The organism is Larkinella punicea, from assembly GCF_003334855.1.
In the GTDB taxonomy this organism is placed as follows: Bacteria; Bacteroidota; Bacteroidia; order Cytophagales; family Spirosomataceae; genus Larkinella; species Larkinella punicea.
The window spans coordinates 188,828-203,734 of the sequence record NZ_QOWE01000004.1; the positions used below are offsets into that span (position 1 = coordinate 188,828).

General features: G+C 50.9%; 11 protein-coding genes and 1 tRNA gene. 6 read left to right on the forward strand and 6 right to left on the reverse strand.

From position 1 onward, the window contains the following. Positions 1 to 183: 183 nt before the first annotated feature. The 4 genes from DUE52_RS06070 to asnS all read right to left on the reverse strand — a co-directional run bounded on the left by DUE52_RS06070 (position 184) and on the right by asnS (position 7,972). Positions 184 to 750, reverse strand: a complete 567-nt coding sequence (locus tag DUE52_RS06070) for a hypothetical protein (RefSeq protein WP_114405086.1) — start codon at positions 748 to 750, stop codon at positions 184 to 186. A 54-nt stretch (positions 751 to 804) separates the two neighbouring features. Further along, positions 805 to 2,451: a SusD/RagB family nutrient-binding outer membrane lipoprotein gene (locus tag DUE52_RS06075; protein ID WP_114405087.1), complete on the reverse strand. Its 1,647-nt coding sequence runs from the start codon at positions 2,449 to 2,451 to the stop codon at positions 805 to 807. 78 nt (positions 2,452 to 2,529) lie between these two features. Further along, positions 2,530 to 5,736 carry a SusC/RagA family TonB-linked outer membrane protein gene (locus DUE52_RS06080; protein WP_114405088.1) on the reverse strand — a complete coding sequence of 1,069 codons (3,207 nt, stop codon included), beginning with the start codon at positions 5,734 to 5,736 and terminating at the stop codon, positions 2,530 to 2,532. Between the two features lie 781 nt (positions 5,737 to 6,517). Then, positions 6,518 to 7,972, reverse strand: coding sequence for an asparagine--tRNA ligase (asnS, locus tag DUE52_RS06085; protein WP_114405089.1), 1,455 nt, complete (start codon positions 7,970 to 7,972; stop codon positions 6,518 to 6,520). Between the two features lie 255 nt (positions 7,973 to 8,227). On the opposite strand from asnS, the gene rpoN reads away from it, so the two are divergent. From rpoN to DUE52_RS06105, 4 genes are all read left to right on the forward strand, one after another. Then, positions 8,228 to 9,682 (forward strand): RNA polymerase factor sigma-54, encoded by a 1,455-nt coding sequence (gene rpoN, locus DUE52_RS06090; RefSeq protein ID WP_114405090.1) that lies wholly within the window; start codon positions 8,228 to 8,230, stop codon positions 9,680 to 9,682. A gap of 68 nt (positions 9,683 to 9,750) precedes the next feature. Next, positions 9,751 to 10,440 (forward strand): hypothetical protein, encoded by a 690-nt coding sequence (locus tag DUE52_RS06095; protein ID WP_229312079.1) that lies wholly within the window; start codon positions 9,751 to 9,753, stop codon positions 10,438 to 10,440. A gap of 22 nt (positions 10,441 to 10,462) precedes the next feature. Beyond that, positions 10,463 to 11,257 (forward strand): enoyl-CoA hydratase/isomerase family protein, encoded by a 795-nt coding sequence (locus DUE52_RS06100; RefSeq protein WP_114405091.1) that lies wholly within the window; start codon positions 10,463 to 10,465, stop codon positions 11,255 to 11,257. Positions 11,258 to 11,329: 72 nt separating this feature from the next. Beyond that, positions 11,330 to 11,403: transfer RNA gene (locus DUE52_RS06105), tRNA-Arg, on the forward strand. 175 nt (positions 11,404 to 11,578) lie between these two features. On the opposite strand, the gene DUE52_RS06110 is transcribed toward DUE52_RS06105, so the two are convergent. Both DUE52_RS06110 and DUE52_RS32050 read right to left on the reverse strand, forming a co-directional pair. Beyond that, positions 11,579 to 12,772, reverse strand: coding sequence for an ATP-binding protein (locus DUE52_RS06110; RefSeq protein ID WP_229312080.1), 1,194 nt, complete (start codon positions 12,770 to 12,772; stop codon positions 11,579 to 11,581). A gap of 647 nt (positions 12,773 to 13,419) precedes the next feature. Further along, entirely contained in the window at positions 13,420 to 13,860 is a 441-nt protein-coding gene (locus DUE52_RS32050) for a hypothetical protein (RefSeq protein WP_133299775.1), read from the reverse strand. 385 nt (positions 13,861 to 14,245) lie between these two features. On the opposite strand from DUE52_RS32050, the gene DUE52_RS06115 reads away from it, so the two are divergent. After that, entirely contained in the window at positions 14,246 to 14,488 is a 243-nt protein-coding gene (locus DUE52_RS06115; RefSeq protein WP_114405092.1) for a hypothetical protein, read from the forward strand. A gap of 68 nt (positions 14,489 to 14,556) precedes the next feature. Further along, on the forward strand, positions 14,557 to 14,823 hold the full coding sequence (locus tag DUE52_RS06120; RefSeq protein WP_114405093.1) for a hypothetical protein: 267 nt from the start codon (positions 14,557 to 14,559) through the stop codon (positions 14,821 to 14,823). Positions 14,824 to 14,907: the final 84 nt, after the last annotated feature.

Sequence of the window (14,907 nt, forward strand, 5' to 3'; positions counted from 1 at the left end):
CATTATATTCACTATATTTTTTTAGGTTAATGATATTTTTAAAGCTTAAACTTTCTGGGTTTAAGCTTTATTTTATTTACATAGATACGTATTCATAGAATCCTGTTTTATACGAATATAGATATAAAAATAAAAGGGCGAATCATCTCAGGAAGATTCGCCCTTTTAAAAATCATAAAACCGTTAATTCACCACATTCAAACGATAGGCAAAGGGTGAACTGTAAAAAGCTCCGCCGGTAATGTTGACACCGGTATTGCTGGCCGTATACGATTTCCCATTCGTCAATTTCATCACGGCCGTAATGTCAAACCGATCACCGGCTGAGATGTCCGTCAGTGCCAGTTTTGTAGCGGCCAATGCCTCAGCTCCCGTTACGGAAATGGTGGCTCGCGGATACCCCGTGGTGGCATCTTTCGCAAACGCCGAAGCAGCAATGGACTTCAGGACGACCGCCGTCGTGGTTTTGGTTCCGTTGGCCGGCGTCGCGTCCACAAAGGCAATGGACAAATCGTAGGAAGCAAACAACGCACCCTGATTCGGAGTGACAGCCTCGGCCAAAATTTCCATTTTCGTACCGCTCATATTGGCTTTACTGGCACTAAAGGTCGCGTTGGTAACGGGATAGGGCGTCACCGTTCGGACATACCCGCCCTGTTCCATGCTGGGTTCATCGATCCGATCAATTACGTCTGTTTCACAGGCCATTGCGAACAACCCTAAAAACAGAAAGACCATATATTTTTTCATCTATAAGTATGTTTTTGAATGAATAATCAACGCTCTTTTGTACTGGTAACGGGGCTATTTTAGCATTCCGGCCGGGTTATTATCCCAAAAAACGGAAGTGGTCACGTTGGCTTTCTGCACCGCTTTGGCATTCCGGGTGATGTAGGAAGCCGGATAGTAGTATGAGCGGGGAAAACCGCCCGGACTGGGGTCGAGCGCCGGTTGCTGGTTGGACGGTTTGCCCGTCCGGCGATACAGGTTGTAGCTTTCGATGCCGTTTCCGTGCAAAGCCAGCCAGTATTCCGTTCCGATCACGTTCAGTTTCTGGGAATTAGTCGTGGCGGCATCGTAGTCGGCCAGGACTTTGGTGACATACTTCGTCACTTCGGTGGCCCAGACCGTGCCGCTTGCCGCTTCGAAGGTCGCGATTTTGCCGGCTTCGTTGGTGCCCAGCGCCAGGGTTCGCACATCCGCCATCGATTTTTCAATCGCCGATTTCAGCAGGTCTTTCGCCACGCCGGTTGTGCCTAACGTCAGGGCCGACTCGGCCAGCATGAAATCCACAAAAGACCGCATCATGATGGGATGAATGCCCGCTCCACCCCCACCGGCACCCAGCGAAACCGGGACACCCGCGTCGTTGTCGAAGGAACCACCCGCCGGATAAACGCCCCAGGCTGTCCGCAACAACCCATCGGGTGGAATCCCTTCGTTGCTCAGGTGATCGCGACCCCAATAGCCAACTGTCGAGGGCAGACAGAACACATCCGAATCCGAATAGTGCGCCGGTTTTGAGTTGTTCACACACCGCAAGGCATTGACATCCGTCGGATTTTTGATCGTCTGGCGGTAGAAGTAATACCGTATGCGCGGGTCCGGAAAACCTTTGGATGAATACAGGGTTCCCATATACGAATTCGACTGATAATCACCGCCCCCGGTCGATGAATATTGCCCTCCGTAGCGGGGATGGCGGGTATCCGGATTGGTCAGGTTGGACCCGAATTTGAACGCAAAATTCTGCGTCGCCGTCGAAATCAATTTTCCCCCGGCAATCAGCGAATTGATGGCCGTGGTTGAACCCGCAGCGTCGGTCAACCGCATATTGAGGTAGACTTTCAATTTCAGCGTGTTGGCAAACCGCGTCCAGCTATCGGCATTCCCGGCATACAACAAGTCGTTGGTAGCTCCGGCTTTGGAGGTAGCGGCAAAGTTCTTGATGGCTTCGTCCAGTTCCGCCAATGCCGATTTGTAGATGGTAGCGCCCGCATCGACACCCGGGTTGAAGTTGGTCGGGTCGATCGCTTCCGTGTACGGGACATCCCCAAAGGCATCCACCAGATTGATCAGAACGGAGGCCCGCAACGTCCGGGCAATGCCGGCATGAACGAACAATTCCGCCTTTTCGGCCAGGGGAATAATGGTTTTCACGTCCGTCAGAATGGCCGCGTACGCCGTGGTCCAGGCACCGTCGAAGTTGCCCGGTGAAACCGCATTGTCATAAATGGCCGACCCCTGGTTGAGCATCCGGGTCAGTCGCATGCCCGGATCACTCAGCGAATTAAAGTGACCGGCGTAACTCAGCTCGATTTGATTGAGCAGGTAGTTGATGTCGGTATTACTGGTCGTTACCGCATTCGGATTATCCAATAAATCCAGTTTGCAGGAATTCAGTACGACCAGACACAAAACCAACAAGGTTGTGCTTATTTTCTTGATCATCGGTTGATTGATTTATTTTTTGAATGAATGATGAAGCACTCAACGTGCGTCATTCAGCGTCTGTAGCCGGTTTTCTGTTTAGAAAGTCAGTCGCAACGTTCCGCCAAGCCGTTTGGAACTCGGCCCCGTCAGAAACTCGAAGCCCATGCCGTTGCCAACGCCCAACCCCAGGTTGTCGGTGTCGAAGTTGAGCCCCTTCGGAATATGTATTGCTCTGTACCACAGGTTATTCCCCGTCAAGGAAACGGAGATCCCTTTGAAAAACGTCTTGCCCAGCAGTTTCTTTGGTAACTGGTAGGACAAGGATACTTCCTGCAAACGGACGGTAGAACCGTCGTAAATCCGGCCTTCATCCCCGAAGAAATAGTAGTTGTTGAAGTAGAAATCCGAAGCCGTGATCTGAATGTCGTTCGGGGTTCCGTCGGCCAGTTTGACGCCGGGAATCACGAGCGTTTGCGCCCGGTCGAACCCGGTTTCCAGTCCGATGTCGGTGGTCATGCCCCGACCCAGCAACGCACCCGCCGTGGAGGCATACATGGCTCCGCCGTGCCGGTACGACATCATCACGTTGAGCGATAAGCCTTTAAAACTAAATTCGTTGATGAGGCTGCTCGTAAACGCCGGGTTGGGATCGCCCAGGACAATCGGCGAGGTGGTCGCCAGCAAATACCCACCGGCATCGATCAGGTACTGCCCCTGGTCGTTCCGACGAAAACCGATGCCTTTGATAACGTTAAAAGGCTGACCCACAACCGCATAATTCCCCAGCGTTCCGCCAAAACCGGCCACCTGAACTTCCTGTAATGTACCGCCCAGATCAAGCACTTTAGGCCGGTTGCGTGAGAAGACGCCCGTTACGCCCCAGGAGAAATCGCCCACTTTGACAGGCGTGGCCGACAGGCTGATTTCGATGCCTTCGTTCCGGATTTTCCCGATGTTGATCGTCGTGGCGGTATAGCCGGTCGATGCGTCCAGGGGTGTACTGGTAATCAGATTCCGGGTGTTGCGCTGATATGCTGTCACATCAAAAGTGAGGGCGTTGTTGAATAACCGCCCTTCGATGCCCAGCTCCACTTCGGTGTGCAACTCGGGTTTCAGGTTGGCATTGCCAAGTCCGTTGTCGACCGAGTGGGTTTGTACCGTTGCCCCGGACGAGGTCAGCCACGCTCTGGCGTTCTGGTTCAGCACGTTGCGGGTGCTGTATGGATTGGGAAAACCGGCGGAAGTTCCAACCCCCGCCCGAACTTTCAGGAAGTTGATCAGGCTGCTGGATTGCAAGCCTTTAAAGGCCGAAGTCGGTACGAACGAAACGCTGGCGGAGGGATAAAAAATCCGGCGGTTCGGTGTTTCTACGGTCGATGTCCAGTCGTTCCGGCCAGCCAGGTTCAGAAACAAAAAGTCCTTGATATCGGCGGTTATCTCACCAAAGATCCCGATCCGGGTTTGTTCGGTCATGCCATCCGCGGCTACGTTGTCGATGAAGTTGTTGTGGCGGAATAGATTCCGGGCCAACTGATTCTGGCTCGTCACGAAAAGGCCGGTCGTCACGTCATTCCGCATGTTACCACCAATCCGTCCCGACAAAACGACTCCATCGTTGATCGATTTGTTGTAGGACAAGATCACGCTGTTATCCCAGATGGTGTTCTGGATATCATAGGTGTTATAGAATCCGTTGACAAAATCAACGCCCCCCTTGTTGAACTTATATTCCTGTTTTTCAGTGTAGGTATCCAACCCGACTTTGTAGACAAGAATCAGGTCTTTCGCAATATCATAGTTAATAGAGGTGGTAGCAAAAAGCCGGTTCACAACGCCGGTTGTCTTGTAATTTTTCAAAATCCAACGGGGGTTGGGAATGTCATTTCCACTCCGGAAATACACCGAACTGGCATCGACCGGATTCTCATAAGGCCAGCCCATCAAATCCACCTGACGCGGGGTATACATCACGTTGGCCAGCACGGACGGAAATCCACCCAGGGAGTTGTTTCCGGTTCCGGCATTCAGGGGGGGCGAATACTGATCGGTGCGGGCAAAGTTGAACGACGAAATGATGTTCACTTTTTTGCTCAACTGCGCATTCAGGCCCAGGCCCAGGTTCAGCTTGGTCAGCCCGTTTTCCGGAATGTAGCCTTCTTCCTTGTTGTAACCGGCCGAGAGGTTGAAGCTCACTTTTTCGCCCCCGCCCGACACGTTCAGCGACGTATTGGATATTTTGCCGGTGCGGAAAAAGTCCTTCACGTTGTTCGGATATACCTGCATCGCATACGGACTCACCGACGCGACATACGGAGCCAGAGCCGCCCGAGTGGCGGCCACACTCAGAAAAGCGTAGGGGTGCTGGGTCAGAGCCGTGTTGGTGTTCTGCGACGGATAGATGGCGGCTTCGGCCAGGGTGGGTCCCCAGTTGCTGAAGAAGTAGCCCAGGTTCTGCTGAAAACCGCCGACGTAACTATTCTGGTAATCAGGAAGATGAGCGGTGTTGGTAAAGAACGACTGCGTCAGGCTTACCTGGGTCTCCCGCGCCTTTCGGCTGCCGTTTTTGGTCGTTACCAGAATCACCCCGTTGCGCCCCTGATCGCCGTAGGTGACGGTGGCCGCCAGCCCTTTCAATACGCTGATGTTTTCGATGTTGTTCGGGTCCAGGTCCAGAAACCGGCTGGAAGCCGACTGACCGCCCCCCGTAAAACCGCCCCGGGAGTTGGTGCTGGAGTTGAACGGAATCCCGTCGACCACAAACAGCGGCTGGGTGGAACCCGTGATGGACGAATAGCCCCGGATCGTGATGTTGGTGCCGGTTCCGGACACGCCCGAGGTGGCGGTAATGTTGACGCCTGGTATTTTGCCCTGCAACACCCGCCCGACGTCGGCTTGGGGACGGTCGGAAATCTGTTTGCTTTCTACCGTAGTCACAGCGTATCCCAGCGCTTTTTTCTCCCGGACAATGCCCTGGGCCGTTACAACGATTTCCTGCAACTGCCGGGCATCCGACACCAGGACTACATCGACCGTCGAGCGGTTTCCGACCGGCACTTCCTGGGTGATCATGCCCACAAAACTGAAGACCAAAATCGGATTGCTGCCCGAGACACTCAGGGAGTAGGTTCCATTGGCGTCGGTGTTGCCGCCGATGGTGGTTCCCTTGCTGACAACCGAAACGCCGGGGAGTGGCGTCCCGTCTTCATCCGACCTGACGACCCCGCTGATCTTTCGATCCTGAGCCTGGGCGCATACCCAGGTCGTACAAGCCATTAACAGGCTTAACAATAAATGTTTTTTCATCATTAGTTATGGTTAAGATTAAGCGACTGTTAAAAACAAACGCCGTTAAATGTAAAAATTAAAAAAACATTAAAACAAGGAAGACACGGTTTCCAAATCAAACTCGTCAATTTTATACAAGTCTGTGCAAAATGTGTATAAATACGAGCCAGTAACAACTATTAAATTTTGCAATTTTGACAAAACACAAAATAAAATTCAATAGGCATATATCTCCCATTTTCCCGAATAAAGATAATTTTTTCGAGAATTAACCAAACGAAAACAGCACGATAAGGAATGGAAATTTATGCTCGTATGTTCAAATTAATAAATGAATAAAAGCATTTATTTTTTGCATTATTTCTACTTTTATCAATTTTAACGAGCGCACGGTAACCTCATAACGATACAACATATGGGTATAAATAACCGCTATATGCAGTAATCGTCATGAATTAATCAGGTAAAAAAGGGGCTTAGGAAAGTAGAATTGGACGCAGTTTTTCAGTATAAAAGACACCAAAAGTCTCTTACTGGAAATCCCGTCAAAGTATTTAAGACATACCCATAGGTTAAGGGCATCGGTAGATTCCGGTTCGTCAGCAAGTACGAACGGATTTGAAAAAATGTTGCACTGGATTTACTAAAAGTAATAAAAAGGAAACAATTTGTCAAGAAGCGTGACACTTACCAGCAGCAGGAACGGGACAATGGAAGCAAAAACGGTAAAATAAGCCCAAAAAAAGAGAGAAGCCCAAAAACCGGCTTCTCTCTCCTTCTGATATTCAGGCATTTCTGCTTAAAATTCGGCGCTCTTGGGTGTTCTGGGGAACGGAATGACGTCGCGAATGTTGCTCATCCCGGTCACGAACAACACCAGCCGCTCGAAGCCCAGGCCAAAACCGGAGTGCGGAGCAGAACCGAACTGACGGGTTTCGAGAAACCACCAGATCGTGGCCGGATCGATGCCGACCTCCTGAACCCGCGCCAGCAGTTTTTCATAATCGTCTTCGCGCTGCGAACCGCCGATGATTTCGCCGATACCGGGAAACAACACGTCCATGGCCCGAACGGTTGGCCCCGGAGCCGCCGACGACTCGTCGTCCTGCTTCATGTAGAACGACTTGATTTCGCGGGGGTAGTTGGTCAGGATCACCGGTTTTTTGAAATGCTTCTCGACCAGAAACCGCTCGTGTTCGGATTGCAAATCGATGCCCCAGCCGACGGGATACTGAAATTTCTTCTCCTTATGCGGTTTTGACTGCAACAGGATGTCGATTGCTTCGGTGTAGGTCAATCGCTGAAAGTCGTTTTTCACCACAAAATCGAGCTTTTCGAGCAGCGGCATGGGGCTGCGTTCGGCCTGCGGTTTGGCTTTTTCCTCGTCGATCAGGCGGTTTTGCAGAAAAGCCAGATCGTCGGCGCAATGTTCCAGCGCGTAGCCGATGACGGATTTCACAAAATCCTCGGCCAGGTTCATGTTGTCTTCCAGTTCGTAGAACGCCATTTCCGGCTCAATCATCCAGAACTCAGCCAGGTGGCGCGTGGTGTTGGAATTTTCGGCGCGGAAGGTCGGGCCAAACGTATAGATTTTCGACAGCGCCAGCGCACCCAGTTCGCCTTCGAGTTGCCCCGAAACCGTCAGGTTGGTTTCGCGCCCGAAAAAATCCTGTTTGTAGTCGATGGCACCTTCGTCCGTGCGCGGCAGCTTGTCCAGGTCCAGCGTCGTGACACGAAACATCTCCCCCGCCCCTTCAGCATCCGAAGCCGTAATGATGGGCGTATGAAGATAGAAAAAACCGTTGTCGTTGAAATACTGGTGAACGGCAAACGCCAGCGCGTGCCGGATGCGGAGCACGGCGGCAAAGGTATTGGTTCGGGGGCGCAGGTGGGCAATTTCGCGCAGAAACTCCATCGAGTGTTTCTTGGGTTGCAGCGGAAATTTGTCCGGATCGGCGGGCCCGTAGATGTGAATATCGGTTGCTTTTACTTCCACTTTCTGCCCCGACCCCATCGACTCCACCAGCGTTCCGGTGATGGCGACACACGCGCCCGTGGTGACCAGCCGGATGGTTTCTTCATTGAACTGCCCCGGTTCGGCAACTGCCTGGAGGTTGTGGATGGTCGAACCGTCGTTGATGGCAATGAAAATGGCATTTTTACTTTCCCGCTTGGTTCGAACCCAGCCCTTGACGGTGATGGTGTGGCCGGTCGTTTCCGACGCGAGTAATTGTTTGACAGGTAGAAGACTCATTCTGAAAAGTAATAAGTGAAAGACGGGGTAAAGTTACGCCATTCGGTGAAATATGAAGCGGTTGCTTCAAGAATGAAAAATCCGCTTACTAGAAATATTCACACATAACCATTTGATTATCAGAGACACTATCTGATTGACACAAAATTAAGTAGGACGCAAAACATTTTTTTTTAAAATTGGTCTGGAATTTGATAGGCGCGACCACGAGTACCCGAGTCAGGAATTTGTGGTCTCCGAATATAGTATGTGATTATGCAAAGACTCAGCCTTACCCAATCTCTTCAGCAAAAGCTGTCTCCTCAACAGATTCAGTTTATAAAACTGTTGCAGATTCCGACTGCCGAACTGGAAACCCGCGTTGAAGAAGAACTGGAAATCAACCCGGCACTGGAAGAAGGACCCGATACCGAATTCGAAGAAACCAACAACGACGACCCGTTTTCGGATGACTATGACGACGATTACAAAGAGCGCAACGATGATGTTGATCTGGGGAGTTATCTGAACGAAGATGACTACAACGGGTACAAAATGCAGGGAGACGGGAATTATACCGAAGAAGACCGCGAAATGCCGGTGGCAAACCGCTCGACGCTCACCGACACCCTCATGCAGCAGTTTGGATACCTGAACCTCGACGAACGACAGGAAATCATTGGCATGCAACTCATTGGCAGCATCGAAAACGACGGCTACATCCGGCGGTCGATGCAGGCCATTGTGAACGACCTGGCGTTTTCGCACAGCATCTTTACGGACACGGACGAACTGGAGACGGTTTTGAAACGGATTCAGACCTTCGACCCGCCGGGCATTGCCGCCCGCTCGCTCCAGGAATGTCTGCTGCTGCAACTACACCGGAAAGACGCCGGTGACCCGGCCGTTCCGCTGGCCATCCGGATCATCGAGGACCTGTTCGAAGAGTTTTCCAAGAAGCACTACGACAAGATCCAGAAACGACTGAACATCAGCGAAGAGCAGCTAAAAAAAGTCATTCAGATCATTACCAAACTGAACCCGAAACCGGGTTCGGTCGAGGGCGAAGACGGCGCGGTGCAGTATCTGATTCCGGATTTTATTCTCTCCAACAACGCCGGCAAAATCGAGCTGACGCTCAATTCCCGGAATGCCCCCGAACTCCGCATCAGCCGGTCGTTTGCCGAAATGCTGGATACGTACGAGAAAAGTGACAAAAATAACCGTTCGCTGAAAGAAACCGTGTCGTTTGTCAAGCAGAAGCTCGACGCGGCCAAGTGGTTTATCGACGCCATCAAACAACGCCAGGCCACACTGCTGAAAACGATGAACGCCATCGTGAAATTTCAGTACGATTTTTTCCTGGAAGGTGACGAAACCAAGCTCCGCCCGATGATTTTGAAGGACATCGCCAACCTCATCGACATGGATGTTTCGACGGTTTCGCGGGTGGCCAACAGCAAGGCCGTTCAAACGGAATTTGGCATTTATCCGCTCAAATACTTCTTCTCGGAAGGCATCGCGACCGATTCGGGCGAGGACGTCAGCAGCCGCGAAGTGAAAAACATTCTGAAGGAATTTATCGACCACGAGCCCAAAGGCAATCCGCTTTCGGACGATAAACTCGAAAAAATGTTGAATGAACGCGGTTACAACATTGCCCGGCGAACCGTTGCCAAATACCGCGAGCAGTTGAATATCCCGGTGGCCCGGCTGCGGAAACAATTGTGAGGATTTTCAGTTTTTGGGTTTTACGAAGTCGATGCGCTCAAATCGCCAGGCTTTGTTAATTTTGCGAAATGATTGACGAGCAACGGTTGGCCGAAGACCGAAAACCGAATATTGAAACGTTGAATACGACGCTTGCCCGGGCTTTATCGGCGGTTTTTCATCCGCTGCTGATGCCCACGATTCTGTTCAGCATCCTGCTGTTTATAGCACCTGGTGCGCTGGGTGTCAGCACGTTCGGCACCCCATTCAAACTGAGCCTGTTGCTGTTGATCGCCATCAGCACCTTTTTTGTTCCGGCTTTCCTGATTTATTTTCTCTACCGCACGGGCTACGTCCGCAGCCTGCACATGAACGAGTTGCAGGACCGCCGGTTACCGTATTTCATGACGGCGCTGCTCTACACCTCCGCAACGCTGCTGTTTGCCTTCCGGCTGCCCCAACTCTCGGACATGGCGCCCGAAATCGGCATCGTGCTGGGGAGCATCACGGTGTCGGTAACGCTCGTCGGCCTGATCAGTCTGTTCTGGAAAATCAGCGCCCACAGCGTCGGCATCAGCGGCATGGTGGGGGCTTTGCTCGGTATTGCCATCAAATCCGGCGAACTCACGTTGCTCTATCCCCTGCTGGCCCTCATCATTCTGGCGGGACTGCTGGCCAGTGCCCGTCTGCACCTGAATGCCCACACGCCCCCGCAAATTGCCGCCGGGATGGGCCTGGGGCTGGTCGTGAGCCTGGCGACGGTGCTGTGGCTGGTTTGATAGCCGTAAACCTAATAAAAACATGTACGAACACCTTCTTTTCTCCGTTTCGGACGGTATCGGCCGGATCACCCTCAACCGACCGCAGGTTCACAACGCGCTCAACCCGGCGCTGATTCAGGAAATCACGCGTGCGGTGGAAGCCGCCGGAGCCGACGAGGCCGTGCGCGTGGTGGTGCTGACCGGCGCGGGCGACAAAGCGTTCTGTTCCGGGGCGGATTTGAAGGAAGCGGCTGGTCAGTTCCAAAACGAAGGCGGTTTTTCGATGGGCGATCTCCTGCGCGCAACCTATCACCCGATGGTTCGGGCCATTCGAAACCTTCCCAAACCGGTGATTTGCCGACTCAACGGCGTGGCCGCCGGAGCGGGTTGCTCGCTGGCGCTGGCTTGTGATGTGGTCATTGCGACGAATGAATCGTATGTATCGCTGCTGTTTGTCGGCATCGGTCTGATGCCCGACGCCGGCTCTACATTCTTTCTGCCGCGCCTGCTGGGGTCCCAAAAAGCGTTTGAGTTGTGCAGCACGGGACGGCGGGTTTACGGCCCGGAAGCCGAGCTACTCGGACTGGTGACGCGCTCGGTTCCGGCGACGGAACTGGATGTGGTGGTGGCCGAAACCGCCGGATATTACGCGACGGCTCCCACGCAGGCCATCGGTTTGATGAAATTAGCATTGAATCAATCTGTTTACACCGATCTGGAGACGCAACTGGAGCAAGAAGCTCAGTATCAGAACCAACTGGGTCAGTCGCAGGATGCGGCCGAGGGTATTCTGGCCTTTTTGCAAAAGCGGAAGGCGGTTTTTACGGGGAAGTAGGCAATAAATTTCCGGCTGTCTTTTTGAATCTTATCTTTTTTGTCTTACTTTTGCAGTCCCAACACGGGAAAAGCATTCGTAGCTCAATTGGATAGAGCACCTGACTACGGATCAGGAGGTTTGGGGTTCGAATCCCTACGAGTGCACATTAATAATCAGCCACTTACAAGGTGAAACTTGTGAGTGGCTTTTTTATTTGATACTCACTTTATTTGGAAGTCTTGTCATTCATGGGTTTTAGATGGTATCTGGAACCAATCCAATTGCCTTTCTTAGTACCTTTTTCGGACACATCTTATTTTCCAGCCCAGTACAATGGCACTAGTGAGCCAGTACATTGAATTCCCTCAACCGATCCCAGATCGAATCGATGTCCACCACCTGCACACCCGGCCGAAATGGATAGCTCCCCGCTGAGGGCGTTACCACCAGGATGGGCAATTGTCCCAAATCATCCTGAGCCACCGATGTACCCCGCTTTAGAGTCGGGGAATTCGACAGTTTTACTTCCAGGGCTACCACCGGATCGTTGCCCCGTACTAAAACCAGATCCAGTTCAGCACCTTGCTGCGTACGGTAAAAATACGGCTGAATGGAACCATCGAGCTGGTTAATGACTTGCTCGATAACATATCCCTCCCAGGAGGCTCCCGCCTGAGCATGCAATAACAGCGCGTCGGTCGACGACAGATTGAGGAGGTGGTGTAATAAGCCACTATCCCGGATGTAAAACTTCGGGCTTTTCGTCAGCCGTTTCCCCAGATTGACAAAGTAAGGTTCGAGCCGCCGAACCAGAAAGGCTTGTTCCAGCACATCGATGTAGTTGCGGATCGTGGTCACACTCACACCAAGCGAAGCCGCCAGCATCGAATAATTCAGTAACGATCCCTGAACCGTGGTCAGCATCCGTAGTAATCGACTCAGCAAAGTGGCCGTTACCGAGTGTCCCAGTCTCCCCAGCAGGGGCAAATCCCGCTCAACATAACTCTGGATAAAGGAACGGTACCATTGAGTTCGAATGCGGTCCGAGTCGATGAGAAAAGGTTCTGGAAAACCGCCCCGGAACCAATGGGTCAGATACGGCGTGGTGCTTACTTCGGTTCGAACCAGCGGAGTCAACTCCATAAAAGTGATCCGTCCCGCCAGGGTTTCGCCACTCCGGGCCAGTAAATCCGGCGAAGCCGACCCCAGTAGGATAAAGCGTCCCGGCTGGCGGTCCTGGTCGACCAGCGAACGCAACTGCGGAAACAACTCGGGCATCCGTTGAATTTCGTCCAGGATGACGGTATGGGTAGCGTATTGTTCCAGAAGCCAGCCGGGACGGTCGCCCAATCGGTCCTGATCTTCCGGCCGTTCCAGATCGATGTACAGGGTCGGTTTGCCAGCATTCTCCGTTAAAAAGCGGGCCAGTGTTGTTTTCCCGACCTGCCGGGGACCGACCAAACCCACCACCGGAAAATGCAGAATAGCCTCCTGCATCGGGTTTTGAATCAGACGGGCAATTGTTTTATTCATGTATATTGTAAAAATAAATTCAAATATACATGGATAACTTAAATTCAATACTCCTTTGACCGCATAATCAGAAAGCGGTTGGTTATTGCCCTTAAAGCTATAAAATGGTAAGTTTTCGTAGCTAAGAGCGCTCTTTCAGGCACAAAGATGTCTGAGGGGCTTTTTATCGCAGGACCATTTTTGAAATGCCCGAAACAGGTATATACTCAAAGAACCAACCTGTCAGGTCTGTCCTTTGCTCCAACTTTGACGTCAGATGTTGTTCAAAAAGGATGGTTCTCCTACTATAGTAAATCTCATGCCCCCTTTTTTGCCGAAAAGAATTTCGTATAGTCGAATCGTTCTATAAACACCCTCAGGATAATCCTATTATCAAAAAGTGTATCGGACGATCGTATCGACCATGTGTTGCCCGATCGCTAGTATTCAGAATCAATCAGAAGGGTATATGGAAATGTCCAGAGCTTGATGATCTGATCAGTGACGGAACCAAATTTATCTAGTGCTCCAGGCATTGACTGTATAACTACCGGTATCCAAATTGACATCACATGTTTTGACCCGAAAGTTTGTAGCATACGTTTAATTTTTCGAAGAACAATCCGGGACGGCATGCGGAAATTGAAAATTAGCCACCTAATTGGCCATTATGGACAAGCCCAGATTTCAGTAATTTTATTGGGATCACCCCTGTAACTAAATTTCAAAGAAGTAAGAGTCAATTCTTCTAATAAACCACCATTTGGTGGCCCATAAAGGTTGCCCGGTCGGTATGGCAGAGAAAGATTTGTCGATGTAACAGACCACCCCGATACAACAGCCGTAGTATCCTGACCGGTACATTGCTCCCGGTTAAAGATTAGTTTGCCATCTTTAAGAAAAATCATCCGGTAACAACCCGCTGCGGCATCCCCTATCCGACTACCCTGGGAAAATACGCCAACCGGTCTCCAGCCCGAGCGGCAATTAATAAGGCGGAGTTCATTATCCGTTTGAGGACGGTGATCTTCCAGGCAGGACCAGGGCAGGGCTGAAAATATGACAAAAGAAATGTAGACTAATGACCGGGGTACGCGCTTCATCTTCATAACGAATAGGGTTTATTAGTTTGGACCTGAACTCCAGGAAGCGGGCGAAAACCGATCAAAAGTAAAAATTATGGTTTGACAAGCTCCTGATATTCATCCAACTAGAAACTGATTTCTATCAGTTAACCGACCTTGTAAATATAAGAACATAAGAGGCCCTCTTTCGTACTTTAACTTTGATGCTACCGATCCTTGCAAGGTAAACCCGATTCTGACGAGCGGTTTATGAATTTGGTTAGTAATCCGTGTCGTTCTCTTCTCTTTTTTTGCTATAAATTGAAATCAATCAATCTATTACTTGATTCCCGTCACGGAAGTCGGCCCAGAAGATCTTTAGTTTTACGCCACGCTTTTCAAATTCAATAAACCCGTAAACAATACGATTATGACCTGGAACAGTATTCGTTTTCCGGCTGCCATGAGATCCCTTAATCCGAGTACACGCGCCATGGCAATCGAAATAGCAAACGACCTGATCCATCAAAAGGGGATGGACAAGCAACAAGCCATTTCGATCAGTATTCTTAAAGCACGTAAATGGTCAGCTTATGGAAGTCCCTATCACAACTTTAGCCATGACCCTACCCCTCCATCTATTGCACCAAAAGACGGTTTTAACTTCAAATAAAGACACAAGACTATGATGCGTTATTTATCTTTACTCAGCCTACTCACCCTGATGCTCTTTTTAGGTAGTTGTTTTACCGACATGTAGATCCCAGCAACGCCTGGCGAACCTTAGCCGGATTACCCACTCTGACCAGAGCGCATCAGGCTTTTGCGCTTAAAAACACGGGATATATCATCACCAGTGCTGGCCAACTGATCAGTTTTACGCCCGGCACCAGCCAGTGGCACACCTACAATGCCCTTGGAAACCGGTTCTTCGTGGGCACCAGTCTAAACGAAAAAGCCTATTTTATCAATCAGGATTATCATTTGCTGGAGTATACGCCAAATTGAATTCATGCGATTTGTCCATACGACATTCCGTAAACGGCTATCAGGCAACCCCGTGCCATATCAAGCTTTTACCTGATTCGAAAC

Excerpts from the sequence above, each read along its gene's own strand:
- DUE52_RS06095 (WP_229312079.1), top strand. The coding sequence starts at position 9,751 with ATGATTGACGAGCAACGGTTGGCCGAAGACCGAAAACCGAATATTGAA.
- DUE52_RS06100 (WP_114405091.1), top strand. The coding sequence starts at position 10,463 with ATGTACGAACACCTTCTTTTCTCCGTTTCGGACGGTATCGGCCGGATC.
- DUE52_RS32050 (WP_133299775.1), bottom strand. The coding sequence starts at position 13,860 with ATGAAGATGAAGCGCGTACCCCGGTCATTAGTCTACATTTCTTTTGTC.
- DUE52_RS06115 (WP_114405092.1), top strand. The coding sequence starts at position 14,246 with ATGACCTGGAACAGTATTCGTTTTCCGGCTGCCATGAGATCCCTTAAT.
- DUE52_RS06070 (WP_114405086.1), bottom strand. The coding sequence starts at position 750 with ATGAAAAAATATATGGTCTTTCTGTTTTTAGGGTTGTTCGCAATGGCC.
- DUE52_RS06110 (WP_229312080.1), bottom strand. The coding sequence starts at position 12,772 with ATGAATAAAACAATTGCCCGTCTGATTCAAAACCCGATGCAGGAGGCT.
- rpoN (WP_114405090.1), top strand. The coding sequence starts at position 8,228 with ATGCAAAGACTCAGCCTTACCCAATCTCTTCAGCAAAAGCTGTCTCCT.
- DUE52_RS06080 (WP_114405088.1), bottom strand. The coding sequence starts at position 5,736 with ATGAAAAAACATTTATTGTTAAGCCTGTTAATGGCTTGTACGACCTGG.
- DUE52_RS06075 (WP_114405087.1), bottom strand. The coding sequence starts at position 2,451 with ATGATCAAGAAAATAAGCACAACCTTGTTGGTTTTGTGTCTGGTCGTA.
- asnS (WP_114405089.1), bottom strand. The coding sequence starts at position 7,972 with ATGAGTCTTCTACCTGTCAAACAATTACTCGCGTCGGAAACGACCGGC.